This is a genomic window from Candidatus Pelagibacter sp. HIMB1746 (assembly GCF_052047555.1).
In the GTDB taxonomy this organism is placed as follows: domain Bacteria; phylum Pseudomonadota; class Alphaproteobacteria; order Pelagibacterales; family Pelagibacteraceae; genus Pelagibacter.
Window position 1 is genome coordinate 24,872 of the sequence record NZ_JBNAJZ010000004.1, and the last position, 15,400, is coordinate 40,271.

The following is a 15,400-nucleotide window of genomic DNA, read 5'->3' on the forward strand; positions in this document are numbered from 1 at the left end:
TTATTTACAAAAAATTAAGCCTGTCTTGTAAATCACGTATTCACATGTAAATTCAACACATGAAAAATGATTTGTCATTTGATGTAGTTGTAATTGGTGGAGGTCATGCAGGATGTGAGGCAGCTGCTGCTTCTGCTCGACTAGGAGTTAACACTGCCCTATTCACCCATAAAATAGAAACTATTGGTGAGATGTCATGTAACCCTGCAATTGGTGGTTTGGGTAAAGGTCATTTAGTTCGTGAAATAGATGCACTCGATGGTGTTATGGGAGTTGTTGCAGACAAATCAGGCATACAATTTAGATTATTAAATAGAAGCAGAGGACCTGCTGTGCGTGGACCAAGAACACAATCAGACAGGGCACTTTATCGTAAATTTATGCAAGAAAAACTTATAAACTATTGTAACTTAAGCATTTTTTCAGATCCTGTAATAAAGTTTATTTTTAATAGAAACACTATAAGTGGTTTTATAACTAAAGAAGGTAAAAAGGTATCATGCAACAAGTTAATACTAACAACAGGAACTTTTTTAAATGGTTTGATACATATAGGTGATGAAAGAACACCAGCAGGTAGGTACGATGAAAAACCTTCAACAGGTTTAAGTGAACAATTAGCAAAATATAATTTTAAAATTGGAAGATTAAAAACTGGAACACCTCCAAGGTTAGATGCAAGAACGATTAATTTTGAAAACCTTGAAGAACAATTTGCAGATGATGATCCTTATTTTTTTTCTTTCTTAACTAAAAAAAATTTAAACAAACAAGTGTCATGTCGAATGACCTATACGAATGAGAAGGTTCATAAAATTATAGAAAAAAATTTATCTAAAAGTGCAATGTACTCAGGCAATATAAAAGGAGTAGGTCCAAGATATTGTCCATCTATAGAAGATAAGATAGTAAAATTTGCAGATAAAGTTCGCCATCAGATTTTCTTAGAGCCAGAAGGGCTTAATGATCACACAATTTACCCAAATGGGATCTCCACATCGCTCCCAGCTGAAGTACAAGAAGAAATATGTAATAATATCAACGGTTTAGATAATGTTACTATTATACGACCAGGATATGCTATAGAATATGACTATATAGATCCACGTGAACTATTCTTGACCCTTGAAACTAAGAAGATTAGCAATCTTTATCTTGCTGGGCAGATTAACGGAACAACAGGATATGAAGAAGCAGCTGCACAAGGTCTTATAGCCGGTATAAATGCAGCTTTATCTGTTAAAAATTCTGAGCCCTTTATCCTTGATAGATCCGATGCCTATATTGGTGTAATGATTGATGATTTAGTTACAAAGGGAGTCGCGGAGCCATACCGTATGTTTACATCAAGAGCAGAATATCGATTAAGTTTGAGAGCAGATAATGCAGACCAAAGATTAACAGCCAAGGGAATAGAAATTGGTTTAATTGGAGAGGAAAGAAAAACTTTATATTTGGATAAATTTGACAAAATTGAAAAAATTAATTTAAAAATGAATAAATCTAGTATTTCACCATCTAAAGCAGAAAAATATGGGATTAAAATAGCGAAAGATGGAATTTTGAGGTCTTCAAATGAGGTGCTAACTCAAAAAGGCGTAAATATGAGTAAAATTAGAGAAATATGGCCTGAAATACCTTATTTTAGTAAAGAAATTGATGAACAAGTAGAAATTAATGCTCATTACAGGGGGTATTTAAAGAAGCAAAAAGCAGATATTTTGGCATTTAAGAGAGATGAGAACTTAATTATTCCCGATAAAATTAATTATGATGGGCTTTCAGGTTTGTCTAATGAGGTTAAAGCTAAATTTAAAGAAATAAAGCCTAAAACTATGGGTCAAGCTTTAAGAATCGATGGAATAACCCCAGCAGCAGTATATATTTTGTTGTCACACGTAAAAAGAAAGTCTATTAAGCATATAGCTTAATGGATCAAGAAATTTTAAATTCTTACTCTAGACTTAATGATCTAAATGTTTCACGTGAAACATTTCTAGACTTTGAAAACTATATATCTCTGATTCTGGAAAAAAATAAAAAAATTAACATAATTGGTCAAAATACAGCATCAAAAAATTCAATAATTGAGCGTCATATTATAGATTCAGCACAAATAATTGATTTTGTTAATTTAAATTGCAATACAACCACAGATTTAGGCTCAGGAGCTGGTTTACCAGGAATTATAGTAGCAATTATACTAAAAAACATGAAAAATAAAATGAATGTGCATCTATATGAAAAAAGCTACCATAAAAGCCATTTTTTGAAAGAAGTTTCAGAAAAATTAAATTTAAATACAAAAGTTTTTCAAAAAAATATTTTTGAGATAAAAAATTTAGAGACAGGAACAATTATGTCGAGAGCATTTAAACCTATGCCTGTTGTTTTAGATTTAGTTTATGCAAATTTTTCTAAATATAAAAATTTAATTTTCTTTATGGGTAAAAATGGAAAAAAAGTTTTTGAAAATTCTAAAAAAAAATGGAATTTGGAATATATAGAAAAGAAAAGTTTAACAAGCAAAGATTCATTTTTGATAAATATCAAAAAAATTAAAAAAAAAAAATAAAAAGAAGTTAAAAAAAATTAAATGCAAATTATTTCAGTCATAAATCAAAAGGGTGGGGTAGGAAAAACTACAACAGTAATAAATCTTTCTGCAGGGCTAACACAACATAATAAAAAAATTTTAGTTATAGACCTAGATCCCCAGGGCAACGCAACTACAGGTCTTGGGTTGTCTAATATGGATAACTCTAGTGATACAATATATGGAGTATTGAATGGAACTAAAGAAATTTATCAAGTAATCAAGAAGACACAGTTTGAAAATCTGGATCTGATATCTTCCAACGTTGATTTATCAGGTCTAGAAGTTGAAACAGCTGATGATATCAATAGAGCATTTATTCTGAAGAGAAAATTAACCGCTTATTTAAACGATTCTAGAGGTAATTATGATTATATTCTGATTGACTGTCCGCCCTCACTTAGTTTGCTAACTGTCATGGCCCTAGTATGCTCTAGCTCACTTCTGGTTCCTCTGCAGACAGAATTTTTTGCTCTTGAGGGTCTAACTCAGCTTATGAAGACAATTGAAAGAATTAAAGTAAGTTTAAACCCGGAATTAAAAATTAGAGGTATACTTTTAACAATGTATGACAAGAGAAATAAGTTATCTTCACAAGTTGAAAAAGAAGCAAGAGATTATTTTAGTGATAAAGTCTATTCAACAGTAATACCAAGAAACGTTAGATTATCAGAAGCACCTTCACATGGAATGCCAGTTTTGATTTATGATAAGTCATGCCCAGGTAGTAAGTCATATTTTAGTTTTACAGATGAGTTTATAAACCAAGAGTCAAAAATAGGAAGTGCTGCTTAATGGATAAAATTAAAAAAGGCCTTGGTAGAGGTTTATCCTCGCTGATAGGTGAAGCAAAGGTAGAAGCTCAAACAAATCAATTGCAAGTTAGTGATATTGTTCCAAATAAATACCAACCAAGAAAAATATTTGATGAATCTAATTTAGAAGATTTAACTAATTCTATCAAAGAACGAGGAATGATACAGCCAATCATTGTTAGAAAGTCAAATAATGATAAATCAAAATTTGAAATAATAGCAGGAGAGAGAAGGTGGCTTGCAGCTCAAAGAGCTGGTTTGCACAATGTTCCTGTGGTCATTACAGAAGCTGACGATTTAAAGTCTTTAGAATTCGCAATTGTAGAAAACGTTCAAAGACATGATCTAAATCCACTTGAAGAAGCTCAAGGTTACAAAAGATTAATCGATGAGTTTTCTTACGACCAACAAAAAGTATCAAAATTTATTGGAAAAAGTAGAAGTCACATTACCAATTCTTTGAGACTTCTAACCCTACCAGATGAAGTATTAAAGTTAATTGAAATGCAAAAATTAACAACAGGTCATGCTAAAATTTTAGTTGGTCTTGATAATGCAAGTTTTGTTGCAAATAAAATTATAGAAAAAAAATTATCAGTAAGGCAAACAGAAAATTTTGTTAAAATTTTTAAAAATAAAAAAAAATCTATTTTAACAAAAGATACAAATATTATTGCACTTGAATTATCTGTATCAAATAAAATTGGCTTAAATGTAAATATACAAAACAACAAAAGAAATAAGGGAAAAATAAGTTTTGAATATAAAGATTTAGATCAATTGAATAAAATTATTGATATAATTAAGTCTAATTATTAGTTTTGATTTTTGTTTGGTCAATTATGAGATCATAAATTATTTTAACAGAAATAAATAAATTTTTTTTTGCAAACAGTTCAATTTCATTTATTTTATAAATTAATAATTTTAAATTTTTTGAATTCCATTTTTTAAGCTGCGTTTCTGTAATAATTTTATCTTTCCAAAATATTGGTGGTTTTGCTAGTGAAATTGTTTTTGATATATTTTTATTAATTTCAAATTCATTACTTAATCTTAATAATTGTTTAACTTTATTTAGAAAAGTTCTCAAAATCAAAATAGAATCTTCATTATTGAAATTATTTTCATTTAAAATATCTAATGTTTTTTTTTCATTTTTAGCCAAACAATTATTAATTAATTCTGAAATGTCATGGTTTTCTGTTAGATTTACTAATTTATTTATTTCATTTGGTAAAATTTGTTTTTTATTTTTTGAGTATAAAGTTAATTTTTCTAACTCATTTTTTAAGAAAAGTCTGTCGCCATTACATTTATTAATTATAGAATTTAAATCATAGTTTGATATTTTGATTTTCATCGTGTTTAACCTAGACTTTGCTAAGTTTAATAAAGTTTCTGATGTATCAGGATAAAAAGGAACACAAATTAAATTTTTATCTTTTTCAAAAAGTGATCTAAGTTTAGATTTTTTTTCAAGGTTTGTAGCATTTAAGATTATTTGTGTATCATGAAGCTTTTCATTATCAATTTTTTCAATTATTTTGTTTGATTTATCAGTTGCTCTTCGGATTATTATTATTTTTTTATTTTCAAATAAGGAACCTGAATATAGATCATTAAAAAAAACATCTTCATTTAGTAAAATATCCTTTTCATCAATGAAATTTTTTTGAATATTGTTAGTAATTTTTTCTATTGTTTCTTCCTTGAACCCTTCATTATTTCCGTAAAATAGAAATAAAGAATTTTTTTCAAAAATTTTTTTATTTAAGTTAAAACTTTTTAAAATCACCTTATTTTTTGTAATTGAAAAATTAATTTGTTTGAAATATTTTTAGCCATATCTCTTTTAACAATATTTTCATAATTTCTTTCCTCAAATAAACTGCTTTCTTTTTTAATATCAAATTTTTCAGTTAAAATAATTGGGTTTGCATTTTCTTTGTTAAGAATTTCAGCAATAACTTCTAACTCCAATCTGTAATTTGTTATTTGACCAGCTGAATTACTTGATAGAATTACTTTACCGAATTTGGATAATAAATTTATTTTAAAATTATTTTCAGATTTACTTTTGTTATAACTATTTATATTTCGAACAATTAATTTATTTATCTCATCATCACCTTGAATTTTATTTATAGTTAAAGACAGATCGTGATTTTTTAAATTTGAATAAAGTGGAGTATACCCACATGAATTAAGAATAATAAACAAAAAGAGAAAAGATAAATATTTTTTTATCATTATTAAATTATAATATTAATTAATTTATCTTTTATAAAAATTTTTTTCTTAATTTTTTCATTAATAAAATATTTTTTAATATTTTCATTTTCATTGAGAATTTCAAATAATTTCTTTTCGTTAACCCCTTTTTCTGTTTCTATTAATCCTCTTTTTTTACCATTTATTTGTATTACAATTTTTACATTTTTTTCGATTAATATTTTTTCATCATATAGCGGCCATTTATTATCTTTTGAGTCGATTTGAGATAACGCTTCCATCGCAAAATGTGGAATGACAGGAATCATACATGTCAAAATTTTTGAATAATTTTCAATAATATAATTTTTTCTATAATTTTTTTTTAGCTCTTTTGTTAAAAGACTATAAATTTCATGCAGGTTAGCTATGACTATGTTGTAATTAAATTTCTCTAAATTGTTTGTTATTTCCTTAATAAATTTATTTGTTAACTTGTCTAAATTATTTTCCTGTTGGTTTGCATGATTAAGTTTGATTTCTTCAAGAACTTTTTGATGCAATGTCCATAATTTTTGAATAAATTTATAAGCCGCCTCAATTCCCTCATCTGACCATTGCACATCTTTTTCAGGTGGGCTGTCAGATAAAATAAATAACCGAACAGAATCTGCTCCAAAGTTTTCTATAATCTTTCCAGGATCTATTGTATTTTTTTTGGATTTTGACATTGACTCTGAGGGCCCTACTTTAATTGGTAGAGCTTCATTACTTTTAAGATATTTTTTTCCATTGATTGTCACAACTTCATCTGGACTAATCCAATTATTTTTTTCATCTTTATATGTTTCGTGACAAACCATACCTTGAGTAAACAAACCTCGAAAAGGTTCATTTATGTTAAGATTTTTATTTTCAAATGATAATGCTCTCATGAAAAATCTGGAGTATAATAGATGGAGTATTGCATGTTCTATTCCACCAATATACTGATCGACTGGCATCCAATATTTTAAATCCTCTAAATCAAACCCATAATCTTTTTTATCAGTAGAGCAAAACCTTAAAAAATACCAAGAAGAGTCAACAAAAGTGTCGAGAGTATCAGTTTCTCTGGTGTATTCTTTTCCATCTATTGCGACAGTTTTCCATTCAATTTCTTTATCTAGAGGATTTCCAGCGTGATCTAGTTTGCTTATTTTTGGAAGTTCAACTGGTAACATTTTTTTTGGAATTTTCTTAGGATTTCCATTTTCATCATAAACTATTGGTATAGGGCATCCCCAATACCTCTGTCTTGAAATACCCCAATCCTTTAATCTAAAGTTTGTTTTTCTTTTCCCAATTTGTTTTTTTTCGAGATAATCTATCGTGTGTGAAATAGATTCCTCTGGACATTTTAAACCATCTAAAAAAGATGAATTAAAAATATATCCTGAACCTGTATAAGCCTCATCTCCAATTTCAAAATTCTCAGTATCTAAATTTGGTTTGACTACTGGTTGTATTTTAAGATTGTATTTTTTTGCAAAATCTAAATCTCTTTGGTCATGTGCTGGACATCCAAAAACTGCACCCAAACCATAGTCCATCAAAACAAAGTTTGCGAAATAAACTGGAACCTTTTCTTTGTTTAAAGGATTGATTGCAAAAAGATCAGTTTTAAATCCAATTTTATTTGCATTTGCAATGGATTCTTCAGTAGTCCCAGTAGAGGAACATTTTTTTTTGAATTCCAAAAATTCTTTATTATTTTCATAAATTTTTGATACAGGATGATCAATTGATAAAGCTAAAAAAGACATTCCAAATAGAGTGTCTGGTCTTGTGGTATAACATTTGATATATTCAACTTTATTTGATGGCTCTATATTAAATTTGATTTCACAACCGTAGGATTTTCCAATCCAATTTTTTTGCATAGTTTTAACTTTATTTGGCCATTGATCTAAATCCTCTAAACTTTCTAATAATTCGTTTGAAAAATTTGTTATTTTAAAAAACCACTGATTAAGTTTTTTTCTTTCAACTTTAGCCCCCGATCTCCATCCCTTACCGTCGATTACCTGTTCATTTGCCAAAACAGTTTCATCTATAGGATCCCAGTTAACGTACTGTTCTTTACGGTAAACTAATCCTTTATCAAATAATTCCAAAAAAAATTCTTGTTGATGTCTATAATATTCAGATGAACAAGTTGATATTTCTCTATCCCAATCAATAGAAAGACCTAGCTTTTTTAATTGAGATTTCATGTTTGAAATATTTTCTTCTGTCCATGTTTTAGGATCTAAGTTATTTTGTCTTGCAGCGTTTTCAGCTGGCATTCCAAAAGAATCCCATCCCATAGGATGCAATACATTAAAACCCTGTAAAGCTTTATATCTTGCTAGTACATCACCTATCGTATAGTTCCTTACATGACCCATATGTATCTTTCCAGATGGATAAGGAAACATTTCTAAACAATAAAATTTTTTTTTATTATGATTTACAACAGACTTGAATGAATTGTTTTTCTTCCAAAAATTTTGCCATTTTTTCTCTATCTCTTTGAAATTATATCTTGTGAAATTCACTTTAGATCTATCTTAATTAGTCTACTTTTGGCGCTCTATACGTCTTAGATTTTTTTGACTTTTCTTCTTCAGTTTGTTTTTTATAAATAACAGCTTTTTTCAAAATATTTTTTGTTAATTCATCTTTAATTTTGCCATCAGTTTTTTTAATTGAGCAATTAACAGTTGTTTCACATAATTTGTAAAAAACTTTTACATCTATCGCATCAGATCTTATTTCGTTTGTTAAAAAGCGAACTGAAATTTTTATAAATTCACCATCTTGATTATTTTCCGAGTACCAATCAGTTACGATTATACCACCACTATAGTTTGCAGTTGTAAGAGGCATAAAATCTAAGATATCTAAAGATGCTCTCCACAATTCATTTGAAGTTGCAAAGTCATAATTTGTAGATGTGCTTCCTTTAAAGGTATCATCAAATCTAAATCCTTTTCCTTCTTCTAGATTTTTTTTAACTCTTTCTCTAGGGTCAGGTGACACTTTCCTTGCATCCGCTCCTTTTAAGAAACCGTTTCCACAAGAAGTGATTAAAATAGATAAAGCAATAAAAGACGATATTTTTAATAATTTTTTTAACATTTAAGAAATTTACTAATTTTAGGTAAGCTTATATAAGAAAAATATTAATATTTTAGTTAAAAAAAGACATTAGTCTGCTCTTATGTTGTAAAAATGTCACAAATAGCTAAATTTTTTTATAAAAATCATTATTTTTAAAAAAAAAGCATCATCAAATGTTAAAAGTTCAGCGTTTATTATTAATAATATAACAATCAATAAAGGAGTAATTAATATGAACAACATTAAAAAAATAGGTCTTTCAGCTTTAGCTGGATCTATGGTAGCAATGTCTGCTCAAGCTGGTGATATGTCAGTTACAGGTGTTGCCACTATGTCTATGACTAAAGGTAGTGAGACTGGAAAAACTACTTACTCAATGAACAACCACGTAAACTTCAGTGGTACAACTGAGTTAGATAATGGTTTAACAATAACTTACGCTATGGAGTTAGATGCCGACGAAGGTGATGCTGGAAACGGTGTTGACAACCCAAGTATTACAATCGCTACTGATGGCATGGGAACTTTAGTGTTCGCTGGTGAAGGTGGATCATCTTCAATGAGCGCAATGGATGATAAAACTCCAAACGCTTACGAAGAAGCATTTGATGGTCTAGGTACATCAGCTGTAGTAATTAATGGTCACTCTGCAAATAATATGTTCACTTACACGTCTGAGAATTTTGGCGGTGCAGTGGCAACTGTTGCATTTGTACCAGCTGAAGACACAGCTGCTGGAGCTAACAATAGCACTTACATGGACTTTGGTGTAACTTATACTCCAGACATGGTTGAGGGTTTAACGCTTGGTTATGCAATGGGTACAACAGAAGCAACTGTTGACAGTGAAGTAGATGAATCAACAATGTATGCTACTTATGCAGTAGGTGGTTTAACAGTTGGTTACCAAGTATCTGATTATGATGCAACTACAGCTGCAAACTCTGATGAGTCTGTTGCAATTGGTATATCATATGCAGTAACAGAAGATTTCTCAGTGTCTTACAACGAACACACTGTTGACATCGGTGACTCTTCATCAGACCAAGAAGCTGAAGGTATTTCTGCATCATACACTATGGGCGGAATCACTATCGCAGGTCACTCTAACGAGATGAAAAATGTGAAAGGTACAGCTGGTACTAATGACGAAGGTTACGAAATTAATGTTAGCTTTGCATTCTAATTTAGCTTAATTAATTTTAATCATTTAGGCCCCTCTTATGAGGGGCCTTTTTTTTAAAATAACTTATCCCAGCAAAACCTTTTATATTTAATAGTTTTAATTTTTTAATATTTTTTTCTTCAATACCACCCAAAGCTATAAAATTTAAATTTTTATTATTAATTAATAATTTAAACCTATTAATACCTAAGTAGTTTTTATTTTTTTTGTATATAGACGATAAGAAAAGATTATTAACTTTTTGTTTTTTTTTGATATTGATTTCTCTTAAGTTATGAACAGAACCTACGAGTTCAAATTTATTTTTATATGAATAAGATAAATGATGAAAATTATTATTAAAAGACGGTAAATAAGCACCGTCTAAATCCAGTTTTAATGCTAACTTAACATTATTTGAGAGAATGAATTTATAACCATGAAATTTGATAAAATTTTTTATCCTTATTATTTCTTTAATATTAAATTTATTTTTGTAATTTCTATAGATAAAAGTTGTACTTTTATGTTGGCATTTAATTAAATTTGGTTGAAAACTGTCAATAAAACAATATTTTTTTAAGAAAAATTTATGCATCAATCAGTTAAAAATTTAATTAAAATTAAAGATGAAATTAACACTAAATTAAACCAAATAAAAAAAAATAAATCTCCGAATATTGTTGCAGTTTCTAAAACTTTTCCAATTGATAAAATATTACCTTTAGTGGAGTACGGGCATAGACATTTTGGTGAAAATAAAGTTCAAGAAGCATTGGAAAAATGGGAAAAAATAAAACTAGAAAACGAAAACATTAACCTTCATTTAATCGGTGGACTTCAAAGTAATAAAGTAAAAACAGCAGTTAGAATATTTGATTACATACATTCAGTAGATACAGAAAAACTTGCAACAAAAATTTCAAATGAGTCAAAAAAAATAAATAAAAAAATTAAAATTTTTATTCAAGTTAATTTAGGAAAAGAGGTACAAAAATCAGGCATTAATGTTGAGCAGTTAGATAAGTTTTATATTTATTGTAAAAATCTTGATTTAGATGTTATGGGCTTAATGTGTATACCTCCTGTAAATCAGAACCCAGAAAAGTATTTTCAACAAATGCAATATTATAATAATAAACTAAACTTAAAAGAATTGAGTATGGGAATGTCTTCAGATTATTTAATAGCAATCAAATATTCATCAACTTTTTTAAGAATTGGTTCAAGTATTTTTGGAAAAAGAACTTAACTAATTAATATTTTAGTTTTTTTGGTAATCAATTTTAACAAAATTAAGAAATCTTTCTTTTTTAAAGCAACACACCCTGCAGTAGGTTTGTAGTTATTTGTTAAATGCATAAAGATACAACTACCTTTAAAATTTTTAACTTTTTTATAATTATATTTAATTAAAATTAACATGTCGTATTTATGATCATTTCTATATAGTTTTTCATGTCTAATTTTATTGTTAATATTTATTAATTTATTATAAAATCTTGGAAATCTTGTATCATTACTCCACCCCATATTTTTATTAATTTTAATCGATTTAATCTTAGTTACAGGTTTTTTAACTCGGTCAGCTCTATAATATAAGCAACCTATAGAATATAATCCTTTTGGTGTTTTATAATCACCCTCTATTTTTCTTTTCGACGTTCCATTTTTTCCAATACAACATTTCAATCTAAAATCATCTATCTGAAGTTCATGTTTATTTTTTATAAAAATTGTCATAATCTTAAGACTAATGAATAAACAAAATTTAGCAATTTATTCAAGTTTAACCTTATTTAATATACTTAAAGAATTAGAGGATAATCTAAATATAACTATTGTTTTTATTTCAAATGAAAAAGAATTAAAAAAAAAAATATCTGAAAGTATTTTAATTATTACATCAGAAAAAAAATTAAATATCGAAAATATTTTAAAAATATCTCTTCCAATTAAAATTACTAAATTAATCGAAAAAATTAATGTTGAAACAATAAGAATAAAAGCAAAAATTCAATCTAATGTAGCGATTGGTAACTATAACCTTGATTTAAATGGAAGGTTATTAAAACTTAAATCAGATGTATTAGATTTAACTGAAAAGGAGACAAAAATAATAAATTTTTTGAACAACTCAGATATCCCAGTTAACATAAAAAAACTTCAAACAGAAGTATGGGGTTATAACGAGCAATTAGACACCCATACTGTTGAAACTCATATTCACAGACTCAGAAAAAAATTAATAGATAAATTCGGAAAGAATAATCTCATATTTAGCGAGAAAAATGGATATTATTTAAATAAGCTATCTTAAAATATCTATATTAAAACTTATTATTACTCTGTCATCATCTGACTTATTTTCTTCAACTGAGTGTGGCAAGTAAGCTGGAAAAATTAACAGATCACCTTCCTCAATTTTTATCGTTGCCATTTTTGCATTTAATTCATTTGCTTGTTCAGATTTAGGAAAAAAATTACGATTAATTATATTGGGATTTGAAGCTTTAAAATTTCCACAATTTTTTGGCGCTTTCACATAGTATGCTGCACTTAAATAGTTATTGGAATGTGAATGCTCGACATTAAAATTTCCTCTTTTATTAATAATAGACCACATAGATGTAAATTTGATTTTTTCAGAATTGTAAACCCATTTATAATTTTCAAATACATTTTTAATATATATATTTATGTGATTTAAAAATTTTTTTGGAACACCATGCTGATCATTTAAATCAAAAGTTTTAGAATGCCATCCATTAACATTTGATTTTTTTACACCTAATTTATCTTTTTCAAATTCTTTATAAATAAATTCTAATAATTCTTTGTTTATTTTCTCAAAGTTATCAATTTTATATTTAAAAACTGGTTGAGGAAATAATTTTAGTATTTGTTCATTCTTTGACATGAGTTTATTTAATTTAAAATAATTCTTGCTCCAACTTGTTGTATAACTTTTGAGGAAAGTTTGGTTCCATACGCTAAAGATTCTTGTAATGTTAAATTATTTATTACTCCATGTAAATATCCGGCGGCAAATAGATCACCAGCTCCAGTAAGATCTGTTATCTCTAAATTTTTCTCTGCTGAACACTCAAAAACTTGTTCATTTTTTATTGAAACAGCTCCTTTTGCGCCTCTTGTTATCACTATATTATTATTTAGTTTTTTGCAAAATGAAATGACTTCATTAAAAGAATTTGTCTTTGTAAGAGCAAAAATTTCTTGTTCATTTGCAAAAACTATATCTAGTTTATTTTTTACTAGATAAAGAAAATCAGATTTGTGTCTTTCAACACAAAATATATCAGATAATGACATAGCCACTTTATTTGCATTATTTATAGCTTTATCAAATGCTTTTTTGGGTTCTCCTTCATCCCATAAGTAACCTTCCAGAAATATCATCTCACTTTTTTTTATTACATCAGCATCAACATCTTTTTCATTAATTTTTCCTGCTATTCCTAAGAAAGTACACATTGTTCTTTCTGAATCTGGTGTTACTAATATTAAACAGGTCCCAGTTGGTAATTCTTCTTTTTTTTTAGAATAGAAATATTCTACATTTTCATTTTTTAATCCTTTTTCATAATTTCTACCAAATTCATCATCTGAAATTTTACCTATAAAACCAACTTGATTATCAAGCTGCGATATACCAACCACAGAGTTAGCAACTGAACCACCAGAAACTGTTTTTTCAATTTTAAGATTTTTTAATAAACTTTTGAATTCGTTCTCATCAAAAAATAACTTCATTGTACTTTTTGTGAGATTATTTTGCTCTATAAAACTGTCATCTACTTTACAAATGACATCTATTATTGCATTTCCAATTCCTAAAATTTTCATGTTAAGCTTTTTTTGTAATAACAGGTTTTTTTCTATTTGGATAGCAAGTAGTACATATTTTGCAGCTTAATCCATAACATTCTCTCGCTTTGCAATATTCTCTACCATAAAAAATTATTTGGAGATGAAGTTTGGACCAGGTTTTTTTTGGAAAAATTCTTTTCAAATCCTTTTCTGTTTGAATAACATTTTTTCCGTTTGTTAAACCCCATCTTTGAGCAAGTCTATGAATATGAGTATCAACTGCAAAAGCTGGATACCCAAAACCTTGGGACATTACCACGCTTGCTGTTTTATGACCTACACCAGGTAGTTTTTCGAGTTCTTCAAAAGTTTTAGGTACTTTACCTTTATGCTTTTCCAGCACTTGTTTTGACATTAAGTAAATACTTTTGGCTTTAATCCTAAAAATCCCAATTTTTTTTATTAATTTTTCAATTTTACTTCTACCTAATTTTACAAAATGCTCAGGCTTATAGTATTTTGGATATATATCTTTAGTTACATTATTAACATTTACATCAGTACATTGAGCAGATAGCAGCACAGAAATTAATAATGTAAATACATTTTTACTTTTTAAGGGAACAGGAGCTTTAGGATAAATTTTATTTAAAATCTTGATAATTATTTTTGCTTTTTGTTTTTCATTCATTACGAAAAGTTAAGCAAATCTCTCATTGAATATAATCCTGGTTTTTTTTTCATTAACCATTTTGATGCTGTTAAAGCTCCATCGGAGTAAAGTGCTCTATCAAAAGCCTCATGGTTTAAAGTAATTATTTCTTTTCCACTTGAAAATTTTACTTCATGTTCACCAATAATTTCACCTCTTCTAATTGAGTTAAAATTAATTTTTTTTCCGTAAGGAAAAGATTTTTTATTTAAGAATTTTTTACCAATTAAATTATATAAATTTTTATTTTTTCCATCCGCTATTCCTTTACCTAGCATTAAAGCAGTACCGGATGGGTAGTCTTTTTTATGTTTGTGGTGTACTTCAAATATTTTACTTAAGTATTCATCATTAAGTGATTTTGAGGCAATCTCAGTTAAATACATCAATAAATTTACACCTAAGCTCATATTACCAGCTTTTAAAATTGGTATTTTTTTTGAATATTTTTTAATTTGATTTTCTTGAGCTCTAGTAAATCCAGTTGTACCAATTACTACTTTTGTTTTTAATTTTGATGCTATTTTTAATATTTCAAGGGTGCACTCAGGAACAGTAAAATCAATAATCACATCAGTTTTTTTAAAGGCTTTATCAGAATTTAGTTCAGGTTTAATTCCATTAAATTTTTTATTTACCAATCTATTTTCTGTAAGTGTAACTAATTTGAAATTTTTATTTTTTTTAGAGGACTTGATGAGCTGTTTACCCATTCTTCCCATACATCCCGAAATAGCTAAATTAATTTTTTTCATTAAGTGATAAAATATAGAAGTATCATAAGAACAATTACAATGACACCCCAAATACTTAAATTTTTAACAAATACTTTTTTATTAAAGTTTGATTTTATAAAATTAGGTAAAATTAGAATTAGAATTAATATTAGTGCTATTGATGGAATTATTTCTTCTAATCCCATA

At 27.5% G+C, this 15,400-nt stretch carries 18 protein-coding genes; 7 read left to right on the forward strand and 11 right to left on the reverse strand.

The features are described 5' to 3' along the window. Positions 1 to 59 precede the first annotated feature (59 nt). The 4 genes from mnmG to ACTTBM_RS05715 are packed head-to-tail and all read left to right on the forward strand — an operon-like array spanning position 60 to position 4,230. Entirely contained in the window at positions 60 to 1,931 is a 1,872-nt protein-coding gene (gene mnmG / locus ACTTBM_RS05700) for a tRNA uridine-5-carboxymethylaminomethyl(34) synthesis enzyme MnmG (RefSeq protein WP_440635079.1), read from the forward strand. Continuing rightward, on the forward strand, positions 1,931 to 2,575 hold the full coding sequence (locus tag ACTTBM_RS05705) for a 16S rRNA (guanine(527)-N(7))-methyltransferase RsmG (protein ID WP_440635080.1): 645 nt from the start codon (positions 1,931 to 1,933) through the stop codon (positions 2,573 to 2,575). The genes mnmG and ACTTBM_RS05705 overlap by 1 nt, the downstream gene beginning before the upstream one ends. Before the next feature lie 21 nt (positions 2,576 to 2,596). After that, positions 2,597 to 3,391 (forward strand): ParA family protein, encoded by a 795-nt coding sequence (locus tag ACTTBM_RS05710; protein WP_440635081.1) that lies wholly within the window; start codon positions 2,597 to 2,599, stop codon positions 3,389 to 3,391. Next, positions 3,391 to 4,230 (forward strand): ParB/RepB/Spo0J family partition protein, encoded by an 840-nt coding sequence (locus ACTTBM_RS05715; protein ID WP_440635082.1) that lies wholly within the window; start codon positions 3,391 to 3,393, stop codon positions 4,228 to 4,230. The genes ACTTBM_RS05710 and ACTTBM_RS05715 overlap by 1 nt, the downstream gene beginning before the upstream one ends. Here the strand turns inward: ACTTBM_RS05715 and holA are convergent. The 4 genes from holA to ACTTBM_RS05735 are packed head-to-tail and all read right to left on the reverse strand — an operon-like array spanning position 4,220 to position 8,787. After that, positions 4,220 to 5,209 carry a DNA polymerase III subunit delta gene (holA, locus tag ACTTBM_RS05720; RefSeq protein WP_440635083.1) on the reverse strand — a complete coding sequence of 330 codons (990 nt, stop codon included), beginning with the start codon at positions 5,207 to 5,209 and terminating at the stop codon, positions 4,220 to 4,222. The genes ACTTBM_RS05715 and holA overlap by 11 nt on opposite strands. Next, on the reverse strand, positions 5,206 to 5,664 hold the full coding sequence (locus tag ACTTBM_RS05725; protein ID WP_440635084.1) for a hypothetical protein: 459 nt from the start codon (positions 5,662 to 5,664) through the stop codon (positions 5,206 to 5,208). The genes holA and ACTTBM_RS05725 overlap by 4 nt, the downstream gene beginning before the upstream one ends. A gap of 2 nt (positions 5,665 to 5,666) precedes the next feature. Beyond that, positions 5,667 to 8,204, reverse strand: a complete 2,538-nt coding sequence (leuS, locus tag ACTTBM_RS05730) for a leucine--tRNA ligase (RefSeq protein WP_440635085.1) — start codon at positions 8,202 to 8,204, stop codon at positions 5,667 to 5,669. 16 nt (positions 8,205 to 8,220) lie between these two features. Then, on the reverse strand, positions 8,221 to 8,787 hold the full coding sequence (locus ACTTBM_RS05735; protein WP_440635086.1) for a DUF3576 domain-containing protein: 567 nt from the start codon (positions 8,785 to 8,787) through the stop codon (positions 8,221 to 8,223). A 214-nt stretch (positions 8,788 to 9,001) separates the two neighbouring features. Here ACTTBM_RS05735 and ACTTBM_RS05740 point away from each other — a divergent pair, with 214 nt between their 5' ends. Further along, positions 9,002 to 9,955, forward strand: coding sequence for a porin (locus ACTTBM_RS05740; protein WP_440635087.1), 954 nt, complete (start codon positions 9,002 to 9,004; stop codon positions 9,953 to 9,955). A gap of 16 nt (positions 9,956 to 9,971) precedes the next feature. Here the strand turns inward: ACTTBM_RS05740 and ACTTBM_RS05745 are convergent, their stop codons facing one another. Next, the gene (locus ACTTBM_RS05745) at positions 9,972 to 10,532 is read right to left on the reverse strand and encodes a thiamine phosphate synthase (RefSeq protein WP_440635088.1); all 561 of its coding nucleotides are present in this window, start codon (positions 10,530 to 10,532) and stop codon (positions 9,972 to 9,974) included. Here ACTTBM_RS05745 and ACTTBM_RS05750 point away from each other — a divergent pair. Continuing rightward, the gene (locus ACTTBM_RS05750; RefSeq protein ID WP_440635089.1) at positions 10,527 to 11,186 is read left to right on the forward strand and encodes a YggS family pyridoxal phosphate-dependent enzyme; all 660 of its coding nucleotides are present in this window, start codon (positions 10,527 to 10,529) and stop codon (positions 11,184 to 11,186) included. The two genes, ACTTBM_RS05745 and ACTTBM_RS05750, sit on opposite strands and share 6 nt — an antisense overlap. Here the strand turns inward: ACTTBM_RS05750 and ACTTBM_RS05755 are convergent. After that, complete coding sequence (locus ACTTBM_RS05755; RefSeq protein ID WP_440635090.1) at positions 11,183 to 11,677, reverse strand: L,D-transpeptidase family protein; 495 nt, start codon at positions 11,675 to 11,677, stop codon at positions 11,183 to 11,185. The genes ACTTBM_RS05750 and ACTTBM_RS05755 overlap by 4 nt on opposite strands. Before the next feature lie 13 nt (positions 11,678 to 11,690). Here ACTTBM_RS05755 and ACTTBM_RS05760 point away from each other — a divergent pair, with 13 nt between their 5' ends. Next, positions 11,691 to 12,254, forward strand: a complete 564-nt coding sequence (locus ACTTBM_RS05760) for a winged helix-turn-helix domain-containing protein (RefSeq protein ID WP_440635091.1) — start codon at positions 11,691 to 11,693, stop codon at positions 12,252 to 12,254. On the opposite strand, the gene ACTTBM_RS05765 is transcribed toward ACTTBM_RS05760, so the two are convergent. The 5 genes from ACTTBM_RS05765 to ACTTBM_RS05785 are packed head-to-tail and all read right to left on the reverse strand — an operon-like array spanning position 12,246 to position 15,399. Further along, on the reverse strand, positions 12,246 to 12,854 hold the full coding sequence (locus ACTTBM_RS05765) for a TIGR02466 family protein (RefSeq protein ID WP_440635092.1): 609 nt from the start codon (positions 12,852 to 12,854) through the stop codon (positions 12,246 to 12,248). The genes ACTTBM_RS05760 and ACTTBM_RS05765 overlap by 9 nt on opposite strands. A gap of 8 nt (positions 12,855 to 12,862) precedes the next feature. Continuing rightward, complete coding sequence (locus ACTTBM_RS05770) at positions 12,863 to 13,801, reverse strand: adenosine kinase (RefSeq protein ID WP_440635093.1); 939 nt, start codon at positions 13,799 to 13,801, stop codon at positions 12,863 to 12,865. 1 nt (position 13,802) lies between these two features. After that, positions 13,803 to 14,456 carry an endonuclease III gene (nth, locus tag ACTTBM_RS05775; protein ID WP_440635094.1) on the reverse strand — a complete coding sequence of 218 codons (654 nt, stop codon included), beginning with the start codon at positions 14,454 to 14,456 and terminating at the stop codon, positions 13,803 to 13,805. Beyond that, positions 14,456 to 15,232 (reverse strand): 4-hydroxy-tetrahydrodipicolinate reductase, encoded by a 777-nt coding sequence (dapB, locus tag ACTTBM_RS05780; RefSeq protein WP_440635095.1) that lies wholly within the window; start codon positions 15,230 to 15,232, stop codon positions 14,456 to 14,458. Before dapB ends, nth begins: the two co-directional genes overlap by 1 nt. Then, positions 15,232 to 15,399: a hypothetical protein gene (locus ACTTBM_RS05785; RefSeq protein ID WP_440635096.1), complete on the reverse strand. Its 168-nt coding sequence runs from the start codon at positions 15,397 to 15,399 to the stop codon at positions 15,232 to 15,234. The genes dapB and ACTTBM_RS05785 overlap by 1 nt, the downstream gene beginning before the upstream one ends. Between the last annotated feature and the right edge of the window lies 1 nt (position 15,400).